General features: G+C 61.9%; 14 protein-coding genes and 1 pseudogene. 4 read left to right on the top strand and 11 right to left on the bottom strand.

Annotation, left to right across the window (positions count from 1 at the left end; all coding sequences use genetic code 11):
• Positions 1-635: 635 nt before the first annotated feature.
• The 3 genes from BSG20_RS00510 to BSG20_RS00520 form a co-directional block, all read right to left on the bottom strand.
• Positions 636-1,217 carry a histidine phosphatase family protein gene (locus BSG20_RS00510; protein ID WP_072370427.1) on the bottom strand — a complete coding sequence of 194 codons (582 nt, stop codon included), beginning with the start codon at positions 1,215-1,217 and terminating at the stop codon, positions 636-638.
• 59 nt (positions 1,218-1,276) lie between these two features.
• Positions 1,277-2,536 (bottom strand): SAM-dependent methyltransferase, encoded by a 1,260-nt coding sequence (locus tag BSG20_RS00515; RefSeq protein ID WP_072370430.1) that lies wholly within the window; start codon positions 2,534-2,536, stop codon positions 1,277-1,279.
• A gap of 135 nt (positions 2,537-2,671) precedes the next feature.
• Positions 2,672-4,981, bottom strand: coding sequence for a Tex family protein (locus tag BSG20_RS00520; RefSeq protein ID WP_072370433.1), 2,310 nt, complete (start codon positions 4,979-4,981; stop codon positions 2,672-2,674).
• A 204-nt stretch (positions 4,982-5,185) separates the two neighbouring features.
• Between BSG20_RS00520 and glyS the strand changes: the two genes are divergently transcribed.
• Positions 5,186-7,414: a glycine--tRNA ligase subunit beta gene (gene glyS / locus BSG20_RS00525; protein WP_072370436.1), complete on the top strand. Its 2,229-nt coding sequence runs from the start codon at positions 5,186-5,188 to the stop codon at positions 7,412-7,414.
• A gap of 84 nt (positions 7,415-7,498) precedes the next feature.
• On the opposite strand, the gene BSG20_RS00530 is transcribed toward glyS, so the two are convergent.
• Positions 7,499-7,939: a YqaA family protein gene (locus BSG20_RS00530; RefSeq protein ID WP_072370439.1), complete on the bottom strand. Its 441-nt coding sequence runs from the start codon at positions 7,937-7,939 to the stop codon at positions 7,499-7,501.
• Positions 7,940-8,035: 96 nt separating this feature from the next.
• Here BSG20_RS00530 and BSG20_RS00535 point away from each other — a divergent pair, with 96 nt between their 5' ends.
• Positions 8,036-8,542 (top strand): 2-thiouracil desulfurase family protein, encoded by a 507-nt coding sequence (locus tag BSG20_RS00535; RefSeq protein ID WP_072370442.1) that lies wholly within the window; start codon positions 8,036-8,038, stop codon positions 8,540-8,542.
• A 78-nt stretch (positions 8,543-8,620) separates the two neighbouring features.
• Here the strand turns inward: BSG20_RS00535 and BSG20_RS36260 are convergent.
• Both BSG20_RS36260 and BSG20_RS00540 read right to left on the bottom strand, forming a co-directional pair.
• Positions 8,621-8,974: pseudogene (locus BSG20_RS36260) on the bottom strand (methyl-accepting chemotaxis protein); the annotation flags it as partial.
• 239 nt (positions 8,975-9,213) lie between these two features.
• Complete coding sequence (locus BSG20_RS00540) at positions 9,214-9,678, bottom strand: plant virulence effector HPE1-like domain-containing protein (RefSeq protein WP_072370445.1); 465 nt, start codon at positions 9,676-9,678, stop codon at positions 9,214-9,216.
• 255 nt (positions 9,679-9,933) lie between these two features.
• On the opposite strand from BSG20_RS00540, the gene BSG20_RS00545 reads away from it, so the two are divergent.
• Entirely contained in the window at positions 9,934-11,274 is a 1,341-nt protein-coding gene (locus tag BSG20_RS00545; RefSeq protein ID WP_072370448.1) for an FAD-binding oxidoreductase, read from the top strand.
• Positions 11,275-11,359: 85 nt separating this feature from the next.
• Here BSG20_RS00545 and purD read toward each other — a convergent pair whose 3' ends face one another.
• The 4 genes from purD to BSG20_RS00565 form a co-directional block, all read right to left on the bottom strand.
• Positions 11,360-12,640: a phosphoribosylamine--glycine ligase gene (gene purD, locus BSG20_RS00550; protein ID WP_072370451.1), complete on the bottom strand. Its 1,281-nt coding sequence runs from the start codon at positions 12,638-12,640 to the stop codon at positions 11,360-11,362.
• Positions 12,641-12,723: 83 nt separating this feature from the next.
• Positions 12,724-14,667: a DUF2207 domain-containing protein gene (locus tag BSG20_RS00555; RefSeq protein ID WP_072370738.1), complete on the bottom strand. Its 1,944-nt coding sequence runs from the start codon at positions 14,665-14,667 to the stop codon at positions 12,724-12,726.
• Positions 14,668-14,708: 41 nt separating this feature from the next.
• The gene (aroA, locus tag BSG20_RS00560) at positions 14,709-15,968 is read right to left on the bottom strand and encodes a 3-phosphoshikimate 1-carboxyvinyltransferase (RefSeq protein ID WP_072370453.1); all 1,260 of its coding nucleotides are present in this window, start codon (positions 15,966-15,968) and stop codon (positions 14,709-14,711) included.
• 93 nt (positions 15,969-16,061) lie between these two features.
• Positions 16,062-16,613: a LemA family protein gene (locus BSG20_RS00565; protein WP_072370456.1), complete on the bottom strand. Its 552-nt coding sequence runs from the start codon at positions 16,611-16,613 to the stop codon at positions 16,062-16,064.
• Positions 16,614-16,721: 108 nt separating this feature from the next.
• Here BSG20_RS00565 and BSG20_RS00570 point away from each other — a divergent pair, with 108 nt between their 5' ends.
• Positions 16,722-16,940: a hypothetical protein gene (locus BSG20_RS00570; RefSeq protein ID WP_072370459.1), complete on the top strand. Its 219-nt coding sequence runs from the start codon at positions 16,722-16,724 to the stop codon at positions 16,938-16,940.
• 9 nt (positions 16,941-16,949) lie between these two features.
• On the opposite strand, the gene BSG20_RS00575 is transcribed toward BSG20_RS00570, so the two are convergent.
• Complete coding sequence (locus BSG20_RS00575) at positions 16,950-17,885, bottom strand: glycine--tRNA ligase subunit alpha (RefSeq protein ID WP_072370740.1); 936 nt, start codon at positions 17,883-17,885, stop codon at positions 16,950-16,952.
• Positions 17,886-17,904 lie beyond the last annotated feature (19 nt).

The raw sequence follows: 17,904 nt of genomic DNA on the forward strand, positions 1-17,904 counted from the left end.
CCATCGACCAGCAGCAATGGCGAGGTCTCAAACTGAGACGCAACCACGATGAGCAGCATCGCAAGGACCCGGCAAATTGATCCCCGCGATGAGCCGACAAAACGTTGGGGAAAATCGAGCTAGGCCACGCCGGAGTGCATCTACAAGCGATGTCCCAAGACCGGTGATGCTCGAGGTCGGCAAGGTTCCCAAAAGCGACAGTACCAGTGCATAAACAATCAGCGTAGCGAAGCAAAGATCAGCACGCTTGCCGACACATCTCATGCGAGGGCAAAAACATGAAGACCGGCAGCGAGATGGCGAGCGCCCCTACCAGGAGCGTTGCCGTTCTCAGAAAGTAAGGAATTGTTTTGCCGAAGCCTGCGCGCTTTCCAACCTCACAGAACGGTCCGGCGTAGAGCACCGCTCCTTGAACACACATTGCGAGAGAGCTCCACATGACGGTTGTCGCTCCGCTGGACGTCGTTTTACTGGAGAGGGCGTAAAACATCCCAAGCGCGATCGTAGCGATGACCACCGTCGCGTCCATAGCCCGGTTTCTACCGATCATGCTGAAAGTCTCGCGTAGCACCCCTCCCTCGCGTCTCAACTATCGCACTCAATCTGAGTCGGAACTGCGCGCCAACGTCGTATTGCTAGATGCCATTCCAACGCCGGATCACCGGCTCCGTCAGGTCGTGCTCGTAGCCGAGAACGCTGATGCTTGAGGTGTCGAGGATGAAGCGCGCGCCGTCCGTCGGCGACAGTCCCAGCCAGCGAGCGCCAAGCACGCGAAGGAAATGCGAACTGGAGAAGATCAGGATCGGAGCATTGGCCTGCTGCAGTTCCGATATGATCCGGTCGGCTCTTGCGCCGACATCCCGCGCCGCCTCGCCTTTCGGGCAGCCATCGCGAAATAGCTGCCAGCCGGGTCGGGTTGCAAGGATTTCCTTGGTGGTGATGCCCTCATAGGCGCCGTAGTCCCATTCGGCGAGATCGTCCTTGACGATCGCGCCGGCGCCAAAGCCGGAGAGTTCGCAGGTGTTGCGGGCGCGTTGCGACGGGCTGGACCACACAGCGGTGAAGCGCTTGTCCGCAAGGCGCGGACCGACCTGGCGCGCCGCCGCTTCACCATTTGCTGTCAGAGGAATATCGCTGCGGCCGGTATGTCTTCCAGAAAGGCTCCATTCCGTTTCGCCGTGCCGGACGAGATAGATCTCGGGAAACGCACTGCTCATGTGTCGGCCCCTTTCCAAAAAAGAAAAGGCGCGGGTGGGTGCCCGCGCCTTCCTGGTGATCACAATATAACCTTTTCGAGCGGCGGACGCGTCGCCTCGAATTCCTTCAACTTCGCCTCGTTCTCCGCGATGTAGTTGCGATTATCCGGCGTGGAAAACTGGTTCTTGGAAATCTGGATCTGCATGACGAAGAGTTCGTCCCAGCGGAAGCCAATTTCCGAACCGGCGAGATAAAACTCCCACATGCGGAAGAAGCGCTCGTCGTAGAGGGCGACAGCCGCGGCCTTGTTCGCCACGAAGCGCTCGCGCCAATGGCGGAGCGTTCGGGCGTAGTGAAGCGGCAGCACCTCCACGTCACGCACCAGAAGACCGGCCTTCTCGATCGCGGGGATCGTCTCTCCGATCGAGGGAATGTAGCCTTGCGGGAAGATATATTTTTCGATGAAGGCGTTGGTCGCGAAGCTCGGTTTCGGTCGGGCGATGGAATGCAGGACCATGACGCCGTCATCGGCCAGCAACTCGTGCACCTTCTTGAAGTACTTGTCGAAGTTACCGATGCCGACATGCTCGAACATGCCAACCGAGACGATGCGATCGAACTTCTGACCGGTCATCGTCCGGTAGTCCTGCAGCTCGAAGCGGACACGGTCGGCCAGACCGCGCTGTTTCGAACGCACGCGCGAGATCTTCAGCTGCTCTTCGCTGAGCGTGATGCCGGTGACATCGAGGCCGGGCGCGGCTTCCGCCAGATACATGCCCATGCCGCCCCAGCCGGAGCCGATCTCAAGCACGCGCTGGTTCGGTTCCAGCAGGAGCTTGGCGGCAATATGGCGCTTCTTGGCAACCTGCGCCTCCTCCAGGCTGATGCCCGGCGGGTCGTAGTAGGCGCAGGAATACTGCCAATCCTCGTCGAGGAAGAGTTCGAACAGCCTTTCGGACAGATCGTAGTGGTGTGCAACGTTGCGCTTGTTGCGATTGACCGGCAGACGGCTTTTCAGCTGTTGAAGAGCGATGCGGCCGATCAGGAGGGCCGCCATCGGGATATCGAAGATTTCGTTGGTGGTGTTCTGTTTCACCATCTCCAGGAAATCGTAGATGCTGCCGAGTTCAAGTATGAACCGGCCCTCCATGTACATTTCGCCGAGCTTGAGGGTGGGGTCGCGGCGGATCAACTTCTCCGCCTCCTCGTCGGCAATGCGAACGACGACCAGATCACCAGTACCGTCGCCAATCATATGCCTCTCGCCATTGGCGAGTGTGAGCTTCAGGTTACCCTTGCGGATGAGTTTTTTGACAATCGATAAGAAAGCCGACGCCATTGATAAGGCCTCGCAATGTGACAGGATAGTCCGATCAACTTAGTATCTATCATCCGCCTTACAAGCGCCGTATTTCGCACCTCGGCAACATGGTCGCCGAAGTGTGACATTTTTGCAAATGCGACTGCTAAGCGCTTATTTTCGCTTCATCGCTTCGGCCAACGCAGCTCCAAAGGCGCCATGGCTCTCCGGCTTTGAAGGGGCCGAGCGTCGGTCGTTCTGGCTGCGCACCGGCTGGTTTCCACGCGACTCACCACGCGGCGCCGAAGGCTGCGACCCGTCGTCCTTTCTCATCGATAGGCCGATGCGTTTACGCTTGGCATCGACCTCCACGACGCGAACCTTGACGACATCGCCGGCTTTTACAACCTCGTGAGGATCTTTGACGAAGCGATCGGCGAGCTGGGAAACGTGAACCAATCCGTCCTGGTGTACGCCTATGTCGACAAAAGCGCCAAAGGCCGCGACGTTGGTGACCGTGCCTTCCAGCATCATGCCGGGCTTGAGATCAGAGATCTCGTGAACGCCTTCGGCGAAGGTCGCGGTCTTGAAGCTCGGGCGCGGGTCGCGGCCGGGTTTTTCCAGTTCGGCGAGAATGTCCTTCACCGTCGGCAGGCCGAATTTCTCATCGATGAACCGACGCGGATCGACCGCCTTTAGGACAGCGCTGTCACCCATCAGCGAGCGCAGGTCGCGACCGCAGGCGGCAACGATCTTCTTGGCAACGCCGTAGGCTTCCGGGTGGACCGAGGAGGCGTCGAGCGGCTCCTTGCCATCGCGAATGCGCAGGAAGCCAGCGCATTGCTCGAATGTGCGCTGGCCGAGGCGCGCAACTTTCAGGAGATCGCGGCGGGTCTCGAAGCGGCCTTCGCTGTCGCGGTGCTTGACGATCGCCTCGGCGATCGAAGCGCCAAGGCCGGAGACACGGGAGAGCAGCGGCGCGGAGGCGGTGTTGAGATCGACGCCGACGGCATTCACCGCGTCTTCGACGACGGCATCCAGCGAGCGTGACAGCTTCTGTTGGTCGACATCGTGCTGATACTGGCCGACGCCGATCGATTTCGGCTCGATCTTGACGAGTTCAGCAAGCGGATCCTGCAGGCGGCGCGCGATGGAAACGGCACCGCGCAGCGATACGTCGAGGTTCGGGAATTCCAGTGCCGCTGTTTCCGAGGCGGAATAGACCGAAGCACCGGCCTCCGAGACGATCACCTTGGTCGGCTTGGCGCCTGGCAGTTCGGCGAGCATGTCGGCCACCAGCTTTTCCGTCTCGCGGCTGCCGGTGCCGTTGCCGATCGAGATCAGCTCGACATTGTGCTTGCCGATCAGCGAGGCAAGCTCGACCTGCGCACCGCGCACGTCATTTCTCGGCTGGAAGGGATAGACGGTGGACGTCGCGACCACCTTGCCGGTCGCATCGGTGACGGCGACCTTGACGCCGGTGCGGATGCCCGGATCAAGGCCCATGGTCGGGCGCGAACCGGCGGGCGCAGCCAGCAACAGATCCTTGAGATTGCGGGCGAAGACGTGGATAGCCTCTTCCTCGGCGCGCTCGCGAAGCTCGCGCATCAAGTCGAGCGACAGCGACGTTGAGAGCTTGACGCGCCAGGTCCAGCTCGCGACCTCCATCAGCCAACGGTCGCCTGGGCGACTGTTGCCGATTTCGTAGGCCGCCGCAATCATGCGCTCGACCGGCTTGTTGGGCGATGCGGTCTCCGCATCCGCGTCGATCGTCAGCGTCAGCACCTCCTCGTTCCAGCCGCGCAGCATGGCCAGCGCGCGGTGACCGGGGGCTGTTGCCCAACGTTCGGAATGGTCGAAATAGTCGGAGAACTTCTCGCCCGATGCCTGCTTGCCGTCGACCACCTTGGCCTTCAGCAGGGCCGCGTTGCGCATATGGGCGCGCAGCTTGCCAAGCAGATCGGCATTTTCGGCAATGCCTTCGGCGACGATGTCGCGTGCGCCTTCGAGTGCCGTCTTCACATCCGGCACATCAGCGGTGATGTAGCCTTCCGCCAGCATCGCAGGCTCCTTCGAGCGATCGGCTAGGATGGCTTCTGCCAGCGGCCCAAGGCCACGCTCACGGGCGATCTCGGCGCGGGTGCGGCGCTTCGGCTTGTAGGGGAGATAAAGATCTTCGAGCTCGGCCTTGGTGCCCGCCTTGGCGATCTTTGCCATCAACTCGTCGGTCATCTTGCCCTGGCCGGTGATGGATTCGACGATGGTGTCGCGGCGAGCTTCCAGTTCGCGCAGATAGACCAGGCGCTCGGCGAGATTGCGCAGCTGCGTATCGTCCAGGCCGCCGGTCACTTCCTTGCGATAACGGGCGATGAAGGGCACGGTTGCTCCCTCGTCCAGAAGCTCGATCGCCGCCTTGGCCTGATCGGGCCGGGCGTTGATTTCGGAGGAGATGACAGCGGCAAGCGAGCGAAGGTCAGCGGCCATGAGAGTTCCTGCGTTTCACGAAAGTTGCGGGACCATAGCGGCGAAAAGCGGCAAGGCAATGCCCGACGTCCCTATCCACAGCAACATAGCACGGCCGGTGGCTGTTTTTGCGGTTGTGCAGGCGCGGCATTCTTTGCTAGCAGAGGCGACCGTTTTCAGCCCCGCCTTTGTGGCGCCTTCCCCAGAGAAGGCAAGGAAAGTGACATGCCAGATCTGCTCCTAGAACTCCGCTCCGAAGAGATCCCGGCCCGTTTGCAGCGCAAGGCTGCCGGCGACCTGAAGAAGCTCGTCACCGATGCGCTTGTTGAAGCAGGACTGTCCTACGAGGGTGCGCGCGAATACTGGACGCCGCGCCGGCTGACACTCGACATTCGTGGCCTGACGGCGCGCTCCGCCGACGTGCGCGAAGAGAAGAAGGGCCCCCGCACCGACGCCAACGAGAAGGCGATCGAAGGCTTCCTGCGCGGCGCCGGCCTGTCCTCCATTTCCGAGGCGCAGATCCAGAGCGACCCGAAGAAGGGCGACTTCTACATCGCGGTCATCTCCAAGCCGGGCCGCGCCGCCGAAGAGATCATCAGCGACGTGATGCCCGGCATCATCCGCGATTTCCCCTGGCCGAAGCAGATGCGTTGGGGTGCTGCATCCGCCAAGCCCGGTTCGCTGCGCTGGGTGCGGCCGCTGCAGTCGATCGTCTGCACCTTCGGCACCGAGCATGAGGAAACGGTTGTCATTCCGTTTTCGATCGACGGCATCGTTGCCTCCAACGTGACCTTCGGCCACCGCTTCCATGCGCCTGATGCCATTACCGTCAAGCGCTTCGACGATTATGTCGCCAATCTCGAAAAGGCGAAGGTCATTCTTGATGCCGATCGCCGCAAGGACATCATCCTGCACGATGCCCGCGACATCGCGTTTGCGAGCGGCCTTGACCTGGTCGAGGACGAGGGCCTGTTGGAAGAGGTCTCCGGTCTCGTCGAATGGCCGCAGGTGCTGATGGGAAGCTTCGAGGAAGACTACCTCTCGATCCCGGCCGACATCATCCGCCTGACGATCAAGACGAACCAGAAGTGTTTTGTGACGCGCCCGGTCGGCAGCGACACGCTTTCCAGCAAGTTCGTCCTCGTTTCGAACATCCAGGCGAGCGATGGCGGCAAGGAGATTATCCACGGCAATGGCAAGGTCGTGCGCGCCCGTCTTTCCGACGCGCTGCACTTCTGGAAGCGCGACCAGGGCAATCTGCCGGACCTCGAAACGCTGGAAGCTTCGGCGAAAAAATTCGACCTCAACCTCTCCAAGCCGCTTGACCAGCGCATGGCCAAGCTCGACGCGCTCAACGTGACCTTCCACGCCAAGCTCGGAACGCAGGGCGCACGCGTGAAGCGTATCCGCGCGCTTGCGGCCAAGCTCGTCATGCAGATCGGCGCAGACTACAAGCTCGTCGACCGGGCCGCGGTTCTGGCCAAGGCGGATCTTCGCACCGAGGCCGTCGGCGAATTTCCGGAACTGCAGGGCCTGATGGGCCGCCGCTATGCCGCGCTCCAGGGCGAGGACGCCTCGGTCGCAGCAGCGATCGAGGATCACTGGAAGCCGATGGGGCCGAACGACCGCGTTCCGGGGGACAAGATTGCGATCACCGTCGCGCTCGCCGACAAGCTCGATACGCTGACCGGCTTCTGGGCTATCGACGAAAAGCCCACCGGCTCCAAGGATCCCTTCGCGCTTCGCCGCGCAGCACTCGGCGTCATCCGCATCCTGCTCGAGCGCAAGGTTCGTATCCCGCTGCTAACGCCAATTGCGTCGCACATGGCGCGGATCGATGAAGATCTCCTAGACAAAGCATCCGCCGAAAAGAAGCGCCAAAGTGGCGACTACATCACGAGCAGTGCTATCGTCGGCGATGGGATGTCGCGTCAACTCGACCTCCTCTCCTTCTTCCACGACCGCCTCAAGGTCTACCTGCGCGATCAAGGCGCGCGCTATGACCTGATTGACGCCGTGGTTACGCCCGAAGCCGACGATCTTCTGATGATTGCCCGGCGTGTCGAGGCGCTGACGGCGTTCATTACCTCGGAGGACGGCAAAAATCTCCTGGTCGGCACCAAGCGCGCCACGCAAATTCTGGCTGCCGAGGAGAAGAAGGGCACTGTGATCGCCGACGGCGTCTCCGAAAACCTCTTCCGGCTTGACGCCGAGAAGGTGCTCTTTGCCGCCATCACCACGGCTTCCGCGGAAGCCTCAACGGCCGTTGCCAAGGAAGACTTCCGCTCGGCGATGGAAGCACTCTCCAGGCTGCGCGCACCGGTCGACCGCTTCTTCGACGACGTGTTGGTCAATGACGAAGACGCCGCCATCCGCGCCAATCGTCTTGCCCTGCTGCGCCTGATCCGCGAGGCAACCGGCACCGTCGCCGACTTCTCGAAGATCTCGGGCTAAGCTGCAACGCCGTAACATCTTGCGCTTTCTATCTAATTCCATCCTTGCTCAGAATTTGATTCAAGGATGGAATTGGAACCTGCGTCAGCTCATCACCCCGAGAGTAGCGGCAGCGAGGACGCCGTAGCGCGCGGTTTTCGCGATGGTGACGAGCAACAGGAATATCGGAAACGGTTCGCGCAGCACACCGGCAACGACTGTGATGGGATCGCCGACCACGGGCATCCAACTCAGAAGCAGCGACCACTTGCCGTAGCGGCGATACCAGCGTTGTGCCTTGTCGAGCGCGGGTTGGCTTACTGGAAACCAGCGTTTGCCGCGAAGGCGCTCGATGCCGACGCCGAGCAGCCAGTTGACGGCCGAGCCGAGGACGTTGCCAACGGTCGCCACCGCGATCAGAGCAAGGACCGGATACTGCTTCGCCAGGATGAGCACGACGAGTCCGGCTTCCGACTGCATCGGCAATATCGTGGCTGCCGCAAAGGCCACCAGGAAAAGACCGGCATAGACCGCAAGATCGGTCATCTCTTGTCCACGCCAATGCTTCGCTGCACTCTGTTCCCTTTCATTACGCCTGACCGCGGGCTGGCACTATCACGTCCCTGCGGCTATGCCAAAGCCATGAACAAGATTCTCGTCAGCGCCTGCCTCATGGGCCATGCTGTCCGCTATGACGGGCAGTCGAAGCCCCTTGCCCACCCGGCGATCGGGCGATGGATCGAGGAAGGCAGGCTGGTGACCATCTGTCCTGAGATGTCTGCCGGGATGCCGGTGCCGCGTCCGCCCGCCGAAATCGAAGGCGGTGCCACGGGCGAGGATGTGCTCGCCGGCCGTGCGCGCGTCGTCGACATCACCGGCGGCGATGTGACGGAAGAGTTCGGGCAGGCGGCCGAGAATGCGCTGGCACTCGCCACCGAAACCGGCTGCCGCTATGCGCTGCTGATCGACGGCAGCCCCTCCTGCGGCTCGGGCTTTGTCTATGACGGAACGTTCTCCGGACACAGGCAAGCGGGGAATGGCGTAACTGCCGCGCTTCTGAAGAAGGCTGGTATCGCCGTCTACTCCGATCGCGAAGTCGAGCAGCTTGTTGCAGGGCTCGCCGCCGACGAGGCCGACCACGCCGCCTGAGCGCTTCTGCTTGGCCTCCTCCATCCAAAACGGCCACCGGATCGCTCCGGCGGCCGTTCTTTGTTTCGATGCAGGACCTCAGGCGGCGCGATGAGCCTGCACGGCATGGTCGTTGCCGCCGCCGACGCGGAAGCTGCGGATCAGGTTCAAGAGCTCGTCGCTTCGCTCGCCAGCGGCTCTGCCGAAGCGGTCGTTTCCTCCGCCATCGCGGCGTTCTGCTGGATTGCGGCATCGAGTTGGGTTCATCGAGGACGAGATCGAACGCAGCGTCGTGTCCTGTGCGGAGGCGCTGTGGGCGATCTTGGCAACGATCTCGTTGGCCGCCTTGATCTGATCGGAGATGCGCTTCAGCGCCTCGCCCGCTTCGCCGACCAGCCGGACGCCGTGATCGACCTGACCGGACGAGCGAGCGATCTGATCCTTGAGGCGCTGATGCCTACCCCCCGCTAGAATACATGGCACATCACACCATCTGCGACGGTGGAATTTATTGAGTGGACTGCACACACTTGCGCGTTTGCTTACGCCGACCTTTGGAAACACACCGGCCGGCAAGGCTCATTAGATACGAAAAATGCGTCCCTGCTTCTCTCAGGGACGCATTTAATCCACCGCGGGGGTGGACCCCGGTCGACCGAAACTTTGGTCAGGCTGGGGCAGGGAACTGGAGATCAGAGCCGAAGCTCGAAGGTGGAAACGTCGAGCGGGGCCGTTTGTTCCTTCGGCGCACCTACCACGTTTGCCGCGATCGGCCTGACGTCGCCACCGATCACAGCGGCCGTCGTCGAAGCGTGGTCGATATTGTCGGCAGGCGGTGCGGATGCCGTCATCGGCTCGGCCGGAGCCTTGGTGACGAACACGACGGGCGAGCCGCCCATCCAGCCCTCGGTGCGATAGAGCTTCTTCTCGCCATCGACATCGCGGATTTCCGAGGATTGCAGCGAGCCGGGTGCGAGCGTCGGGACAACGTAGTCCTTCTTGCGCTCGACAGGTTCGAGCGCCGGGCAGCTTGGGCAGCTTTCTTGGCTGATGCTCCCGCCATTGATGCGCGTGTCCTTGCCGACCACCTCGATCGAAGAGGCGCAGGCAGAACCCGCGGCAAACACAGCTATCGCAGCAAAGAAGACCTGACGCATGGAACACTCCGTCTCACGTTGAAAAGAGACTAGCGCGCCTTTGTTTCCATCCCGTCAGGGGAAAGGGTAAAAATTTAGGGAACTGACCCGATTTCGCGTTTTGCTCACGCCTTTTCGCGCTGTTCGGTAGCACATGCCACCTGTGACCGCTTCGGCGCACAAAAGCAGCTGCAAGCTCCATTGTTTTCGATCGGAGGATGTTTCTGGATCGGACCGGGATGTGCTAGAGGTTGTGCGAGGGTCGGGGGACGCAACATGTCCAACTTATTGCTGAGAGAACTTTCTTTAGCAGGGCACCGCTGCCCTATCATCACGGCGGACCATCAGGATTATGATCGCTATCGCAAAATATGGAATGGTGTCGCCGATCGGCGGCCTGCTGCGATCGTTCGCCCGCAGAGTGTAGATGACGTCCGGAAGGCCGTGCATGCGGCGGCTGCGTCTCGCGCCCTGCTTGCGGTGCGCGGCGGCGGCCACAGTCTTGCGGGATTCTCAACCTGCGATGGGGGACTTGTTCTCGATCTATCGGACCTAACTGCCATCGCCATCGATCGAGATACGCGCACGATCGAGGTCGGCGGCGGGGCACTACTTGGCGACCTCGATCGCGCGACAGTTCCCGAAGGTTACGTGGTACCGGCAGGCGTGATTTCGCATACAGGTGTGGCAGGCTTGACCCTGGGTGGAGGCATGGGATGGGCCAGCAGGAGATACGGCCTTACCATCGACAGCTTGCTGGGCGCGCAGATCGTGACCGCGGCTGGCGACATCGTTTGGGCAAGCGCAACGTCTAACCCCGAACTCTTCTGGGGCATCCGCGGCGGCGGTGGCAACTTCGGCGTCGTCACCCGATTTAAGTTCAGGATGCATCCGCTGGGTTCCATCATAGTCGGCGAATGGAACTATCCTGCGGCCAACATGCGGCAAGCCCTACAGGCGCTGCGCGACCGCGCGCATGGCCAACCGCGCGACTTTACGCTCAACTTCACCGCGACAGCCACAGGTCTCAGCGTGACGGCCGTTTGGTCGGGGGATGCTGCCCTCGCTTACTCAGTTCTGTCACCGTTCGGAGCGCTGACGGATGGCGGTATCGGGAGCGTCGACAAGCTGCCCTATCTCAGCCTGCAGAGCCGCAACGACGAGCATCTTTGCTGGTCGCGACGCTATTATTGCAAGGGAGGATTCTGGTCCGATATCACCGATGAAGCAATCGACGCCTTACTGCTTTCCATCGCCGATGCACCAACGCCAGATTCCGAAATTTACGTGTTGCAGCTCGGCGGAGCAGTTGCCGATGTAGCGGACGAGGCAACTGCGTATACGGGAAGAGGCGCAAGCTACTACTGGCTTGCAGAGCCGGTTTGGGACGAGGCTGCCGATGACGATCGATGCATTGCCTGGGGGCGGATCACCGGCAAATCGCTTTCCACATTCTCGATGGCTGGGAATTACGTCAACGAGCAGGCCGACGCCGGCACGGTCGTAGCTTTAGATGCATATGGTCCGGAGAAGTACCAGCGGCTTGCGCGCCTAAAGACGCGGCTCGATCCGCATAATATGTTCCGTCTCAATCAGAACATCACGCCGCTGGCTTGAGTTCCTATTCACATCAAGGGTGCCACGTCGTTCCAGGCTGCCCGCAAAGGGCGTATCGAGACACAAAAGCAAGTTGGTGGCAGATCTACCGAACAGCGCTTTTTTCCCGTTCGATCGCGCGCCAGCCTATGTCGTGGCGGCAGAAGCCGTTGTCCCAATCGACCCTGTCGAGCAGCGCATAGGCGCGCGCCTGTGCTTCGCCAACCGTCTTGCCCGTGGCCGTGACGTTGAGCACCCGGCCGCCGGTCGCGACCAGCGCACCGTCCTTCAGGGCTGTGCCTGCATGAAACACCTTGGCGCCATCACCCGCTTCCGGGATATGGCGGATCGGCGTCCCCTTGTCGTAGGAGCCCGGATAACCCTTCGACGCCATGACGACAGTCAGGGCCGGGTCGTCGGTCCATTCGGCGGACACCTGATCGAGTGTGCCGTTGGCGGTGGCAAAGAGAAGCGGCAGCAGATCGCTCTTCAGCCGCATCATCAGCACCTGGCACTCCGGATCGCCGAAGCGGACATTGTATTCGATGAGTTCCGGCCCCTTGGCGGTGATCATCAGGCCGGCGAAGAAGACGCCCGAGAAGGGATAGCCGCTTTCGGCCATGCCGCGCATGGTCGGCTCGATGATTTCCTTCATGGTGCGCTCGACCATGTCGGCTGTCATCACTGGAGCCGGCGAATAGGCGCCCATGCCCCCGGTGTTCGGGCCGGTGTCACCCTCGCCCACCCGCTTGTGGTCCTGGGCGGTTGCGAGCGGCAGGACGTGCTTGCCGTCGCAGAGGCAGAAGAAGCTCGCCTCCTCGCCATCGAGATAGGCCTCAATAACCACCTCGGCGCCCGCAGCACCGAAAGCGCCCTCGAAGCAATCGTCGACGGCGGCGATTGCTTCATCGACGGTCATGGCGACGGTCACGCCCTTACCGGCAGCAAGGCCATCGGCCTTGACGACGATCGGGGCGCCATGCTGGCGGATATAGGCCTTGGCCTTCGGCGCATTGTTGAAGCGCTGGTAGGCACCGGTCGGGATGTCGTAGCGGGCGCAGATATCCTTGGTGAAGCCCTTGGAGCCCTCGAGCTGGGCCGCCGCAGCCGACGGGCCGAAGACGGCAAATCCTTCTGCGCGCAGCTTGTCGGCAATCCCGGCCACTAGCGGGGCTTCGGGGCCGACGACGACGAAATCGATCGTCTTGTCTTTGCAAAAGGCGATCAACGCATCGTGGTCATCGACATTGACGACGACGAGCGTCGCGTGTTCGGCAATGCCCGGATTGCCGGGCGCGGCGTAAAATTCCGTCATCAGCGGCGATTGCGCCAGCTTCCAGGCCAATGCGTGTTCGCGTCCGCCCGATCCGATCAACAGAACCTTCATGCCCGCCCCTTTCGCGTTTCCGTCTGGCGGTTAAGGGCAGAGCGCCGAAAGGTCAAGCGAGAATGCTTGCCCCGGGGTCAAGCTCACCAGCCGCCGCCACCACCGCCGCCACCGCCACCACCGGAAAAGCCTCCCGAGGAGCCGCCACCGGAAAAACCGGAAGACGAACTGGAGGGCGGTGCCGGAATGGTGGAAGCGATCGTCGACGCCATCGACGAGGAGAAGCCGCCGATGCGATCGGAGAAGTTGCCGCTGCCGAAATTGCCGGAATACCACGAGGGGGCATAGGCCGCTGCAGCGGCGCCCGCCGCCGCTGCAGCAAGCCAGGTCTCGAAGGCGCGCGACCAGGGCTTTTCGACGCCGAGCGCCACAGCATAGGGCAAGAGCTTCTCGAAATGCTGGGGCGACATCTCGGGCGCCCCCTCCATATTCATGCGGTCCTTCTCGGCCAGCGTCATGTACTGACGCAAACCATCGATGCCATCGGTCAGCTTGGCCCCGAGCGGGGTCGGCGCGCCCATGATGAAGACGTAGAGTAAGTTCAGCAAGATGATGCCGCCGATGGCAAACAGCATCGGCGTCTCGTGGAGCTCGACCAGTGAGGAGAACAGCGCCAATGCCAGCGACGACACGATGCTGAAGCCGATAAAGGCGGCGATACTGATGGCGATCACGGACATGATCTTGGCGCCGAGCGATCTGCCGGGGCGAAACGACTTGGCAAAGCCGGCAACAAAGACAGAAATGAAGACAACGACGATGATCGGAATGATCATCAAAGCGATGGTCTCCGGCTCCAACGTTCCAAAGACGAAGAGGGCCACCAACGAGACGGCGCTGAGTGCGATACCGCCTGTCGTGTATCCAGTATTCGCATTGTAGTATTTGCCGCGGTGCTCGCGCTCGATGGCGGCCCGGAAACTGTCCCCCGCCGACTTCACCTTCGTTCCGTTGGCCTCGTCGATCGTCAGGGAGCCCTTGGCTCCGACGGCGTTGAGCAAGCTCGCTTCGCCGGCTTCCAGCTTCTCCTTGCCGACCGGCTTGTCGGTGCGGCGGATGATGATCGCGTTCTTCAGGTCTTCCAGCACGACGTATCCGCGCACAGCCAGGTTGAGGGCCGTGGCCGACAGCGCCGTCCAGCCCTGCCCCGAGAAGCCGCGATTGTCGACATAGTTCACCAGCGCCGGCGAGATGCCGTCGGGCGGATCCCAGCGCGGCACCAGCACGCCACGGGCCGGATCGCGGCCGACCTTCAGCCAGGAGCGCGTGTAATAGAGGAAGACGAGGATGAGGCCGCCGAAACCGAGGAAGTAGTCGCGGTTGTCGCTCAGCCACCAGCGCCGCTCGTCGTCGGCACTCGGCGTATTGATAGAACCTTTGGGCATCTTGACGGCGATCGTCAGCCCTTCGCCGGCGTTGAGCGGCCGGGTCGTCGAGAACAGCAGTCGATTACTGTCTCCGGAAACGCTTGCATTCCTGTCCGCCGCGCCCTGCGGGCCGGTGAAGAAGGCGGTATCCGTCGCGCTGACCCCATCCGGAAGGTTCACCACCGCCGTGGCCGTCAGGATCGGGAAGATCCAGCCGTTGCCGGTCACGTTCCAATAGAGCTCGTCGTGATCGTCGAAGTAGCGGATCTGGCGATTGGTGCGGTATGTGAAGACGTATTGGTGGCCGCCAGAGCTTAACGACACATCTTCCGAGCCGGCATAGATGCGGATGCCGCCGCTGATGGACTCGGTGTGCCAGGGCTCGTCGCGGCCGTCGCGCTTGACCGAGACCACGTCGAAATCGACGCGGCGGAGGCGGCCCTCCGCGTCCTGATAGGTCAGCGGAAAATCGCGGAAGATGCCGCGCCTGATCCGGTTGCCTTCGGCGTTGACGCTGATCGTCTCCGTCACCGTCATCGCGCCGCCCTTTTCCAGCGCGATGTCGGAGGCGAATGCGTTGATCGCCTCCGCAGCGGTGGCGCCACGCGCCGCAAGCATCAGAAACAGAACGAAGCAAAGGCCGAAAAGCCGTCGGATCATCATACTCCTCGCCTGCGGCGTCCTGGCCGCATCAGATAATGTCAGCCCGCGTCGGCATAGGTCACGCCAAGCCCTGCAAGCGTCCGCCAGTAGGCCGGGAAGGTCTTGCCGACGCAATCCGGATCGAGGATCGTGATGCCGGCGATCCTCAGGCCGGCAAGCGCGAAGCTCATGGCGATGCGGTGATCGGCGAAGGTGTCGATTTTGGCCGGCAGGCGCTGGCCCGTGAGAGCCGGATCGGACTGGACGATCAGGTCGTCGCCTTCCTCGCGTGCCAGATCCGGACGGATCTGCATGAGGCCGGTCGAGATCGCGCGGATGCGATCGCATTCCTTGACGCGCAGATTGGCGATGCCGACGAAACGAACGGGCGTCTCGTTGAAAGCGGCCAGAACGGCAAGGGTCGGGACGGCGTCCTGCATCTGCGAGCCGTCGATGACGGCAGGAAGATGCGGGAACTTGGCGATCAGATCGTAGGCCTTCGCATCCGGCTGCGTGAACGCTCCGTTCGCGACACCGAGATCGATCTTGCCCGATGTCAGCACCTCCGCCGCCCAGAGGTAGGTTGCGGCCGAGGCGTCCGGCTCGACCACAAAGTCGGCTGCCGTATAACCGGTCGGCTCGACGCGCCAGGTCACCGGGCTCGTCTTCTCGACCTTGGCGCCAAAGGCGCGCATCGCCGCGGTCGTCAGATCGATATAGCCGAGCGCACCGATATCCTCGCCAAGCAGCTCGATCGTCACCGGCTTGTCGCCGCCAGCGGCCATCATCAGGAGCGCCGAGACATACTGGCTGGACAGGCCGCCATCGATCTGGATGCGGCTCGCCACAAAACGACCGGTGCCCTTGACGGTGACGGGCGGGCAGCCGGTTTCGGTCGATGCGTCGATGCCAAGTGACCGCAACGCATCGACGAGCGGGCCGATCGGGCGCTTGCGCATATGCTGATCGCCATCGACGACAACCGTGCCATCCACCAGGGCGGCGGCAGCCGTCAGGAAGCGGGTCGCGGTTCCGGCATTGCCGAGGAAGAGTGGCACCTGTGGCGGCAGCAGTTTACCGCTGCCGGTGACGACGAAGCTCGTATCATCAGGCTCATCGATAATCACCCCCATGGCACGGAGAGCGTCGGCCATATAACGCGTGTCGTCGCTCTTCAACGCACCGGTCAAGCGGCTGGTGCCCTTGGCAAGACCAGCCAGCAGCAGCGCCCGATTGGTGATCGATTTCGACCCGGGCGGGACGGCGCGGCCTGTCAGCGGCTTGCCCGGAGGGATGATGGTGAGCTTGTCTTTACTCATTACCTTGTCTTTTCCGTCTTCGCGCGAAGGCCGTTTTCAGCCACGATCATGTCCTGCTCATAGCAGCTTTTGCGCAAAGGCAAATGGCCGATATCAGAACTTTACCGTCGGAACGGCGCGATCCGCTTCGTTGGCGATCTCGAAATACTCGCGCTTCTGGAAGCCGAATTGGCCGGCGACCAGATTGGATGGGAAGCTCTCGACTTTGACGTTCAGATCGCGGGCCGCCCCATTGTAGTAGCGGCGCGCCATCTGGATTTCGCTTTCCATCGTTTCGAGCGAGGACTGCAACTCGCGGAAATTCTCGTTCGCCTTCAGGTCAGGATAGGCTTCGGCCAGCGCCAGCACGCGGCCAAGCGCCTGACCGAGCAGACCTTCCGCCTGGGCGCGGCCGGCGACATCGCCTGCTGGAACTGATTGGGCCTTGTTGCGCAGCGCAACGACCTCTTCGAGAGTCGTCTTTTCGTGCGCCGCGTAACCCTTGACGGTCTCGATCAGGTTGGGGATCAGGTCGGCGCGGCGCTTCAGTTGCACATCGATGCCGGACCAGGCTTCCTCAGCCATCTGCCGGGCACGAACAAGGCCGTTGTAAATAAAGACGGCATAGAGCGCGGCCAGAACGACAAGACCAAGAACGAAATACATCGCGAATCCCCCGCAACGACAAAAAATATGCCGGGAGACTATGCGCGTTACTGCAGATTGTCATCCCGCATTTCCGGTCTCTTTTGGGGCGATCGATAGCAACGGGTAGTGAAAAATCACGATACCGCCGGGTGCGCGGATATCATATTTTCATTCTGCACGATCGAGATGGACGTGCGTGAGAAACTTGCGACGAGGATCATTCAGACTATGAGCGCAGTATTTTTCCTGCTCAACATGCTGGCCATCGCTTCGTACGTCTTTGTCCAGAAAATGGCGCGTCCGGTGGAACGCCGTGTCGAGGTCAGAAGCGACGAACGCCGCTGACCGCCACCGTCAAGCGGCGGTTTTCGCCAGATTTACCCCACCCGCGTCCGTCAGCAGGAAGGCTTCGCCGCAGGCCTTGGCCAGCGTGCGCACGCGCAGAATGTAGCTCTGGCGCTCGGTGACCGAGATCACGCCGCGCGCATCCAAGAGATTGAAGACGTGGCTTGCCTTGATGCACTGGTCATAGGCCGGGAACACGCACTTGTGCAGCAGCTGGTTCGCATTGTCGCCCGGCGCGCCGGCGGCGAGAAGCGCCTGGCACTCCTTCTCGGCGTCAACGAAGTGACGGTGCAGCATCTCCGTATTGGCGTATTCGAAATTGTGACGTGAATATTCCTGCTCAGCCTGCAGGAAGACGTCGCCGTAGCTGATCTTCTCGTCGCCCTCGCGGCCGTTGAAGTTCAGGTCATAGACGTTGTCTACGCCCTGGACATACATGGCGAGGCGCTCCAGACCATAGGTCAACTCGCCCGCGACAGGCGAGCATTCGATGCCGCAGACCTGCTGGAAATAGGTGAATTGCGACACTTCCATGCCGTCGCACCAGCACTCCCAGCCGAGACCCCAGGCGCCGAGCGTCGGGCTTTCCCAGTCATCCTCGACGAAACGGATGTCGTGCAGCAGCGGGTCGAGACCGATCGCTGCGAGCGAGCCGAGATAGAGTTCCTGCAGGTTTGGCGGGTTCGGCTTCAGGATGACCTGATACTGATAATAGTGCTGCAGGCGGTTCGGGTTCTCGCCGTAGCGGCCGTCGGACGGGCGGCGCGTCGGCTGCACGTAGGCAGCCTTCCACGGCTTGGGCCCGAGCGCACGCAGGGTCGTTGCCGGGTGGAACGTACCGGCGCCGACTTCCATGTCGTAAGGCTGCAGAACCGCACACCCCTTGTCCGCCCAGTAGGTGTGGAGCGTGAGGATCAGCGCCTGAAACGAGCGCTTGGGGTTCATATGGTCGGGGAGTGCGGCT

Source organism: Rhizobium tibeticum, assembly GCF_900110205.1.
Taxonomy (GTDB): domain Bacteria; phylum Pseudomonadota; class Alphaproteobacteria; order Rhizobiales; family Rhizobiaceae; genus Rhizobium; species Rhizobium tibeticum.

Excerpts from the sequence above, each read along its gene's own strand:
- BSG20_RS00510 (WP_072370427.1), bottom strand. The coding sequence starts at position 1,217 with ATGAGCAGTGCGTTTCCCGAGATCTATCTCGTCCGGCACGGCGAAACG.
- BSG20_RS00515 (WP_072370430.1), bottom strand. The coding sequence starts at position 2,536 with ATGGCGTCGGCTTTCTTATCGATTGTCAAAAAACTCATCCGCAAGGGT.
- BSG20_RS00520 (WP_072370433.1), bottom strand. The coding sequence starts at position 4,981 with ATGGCCGCTGACCTTCGCTCGCTTGCCGCTGTCATCTCCTCCGAAATC.
- glyS (WP_072370436.1), top strand. The coding sequence starts at position 5,186 with ATGCCAGATCTGCTCCTAGAACTCCGCTCCGAAGAGATCCCGGCCCGT.
- BSG20_RS00530 (WP_072370439.1), bottom strand. The coding sequence starts at position 7,939 with ATGACCGATCTTGCGGTCTATGCCGGTCTTTTCCTGGTGGCCTTTGCG.
- BSG20_RS00535 (WP_072370442.1), top strand. The coding sequence starts at position 8,036 with ATGAACAAGATTCTCGTCAGCGCCTGCCTCATGGGCCATGCTGTCCGC.
- BSG20_RS00540 (WP_072370445.1), bottom strand. The coding sequence starts at position 9,678 with ATGCGTCAGGTCTTCTTTGCTGCGATAGCTGTGTTTGCCGCGGGTTCT.
- BSG20_RS00545 (WP_072370448.1), top strand. The coding sequence starts at position 9,934 with ATGTCCAACTTATTGCTGAGAGAACTTTCTTTAGCAGGGCACCGCTGC.
- purD (WP_072370451.1), bottom strand. The coding sequence starts at position 12,640 with ATGAAGGTTCTGTTGATCGGATCGGGCGGACGCGAACACGCATTGGCC.
- BSG20_RS00555 (WP_072370738.1), bottom strand. The coding sequence starts at position 14,667 with ATGATCCGACGGCTTTTCGGCCTTTGCTTCGTTCTGTTTCTGATGCTT.
- aroA (WP_072370453.1), bottom strand. The coding sequence starts at position 15,968 with ATGAGTAAAGACAAGCTCACCATCATCCCTCCGGGCAAGCCGCTGACA.
- BSG20_RS00565 (WP_072370456.1), bottom strand. The coding sequence starts at position 16,613 with ATGTATTTCGTTCTTGGTCTTGTCGTTCTGGCCGCGCTCTATGCCGTC.
- BSG20_RS00575 (WP_072370740.1), bottom strand. The coding sequence starts at position 17,885 with ATGAACCCCAAGCGCTCGTTTCAGGCGCTGATCCTCACGCTCCACACC.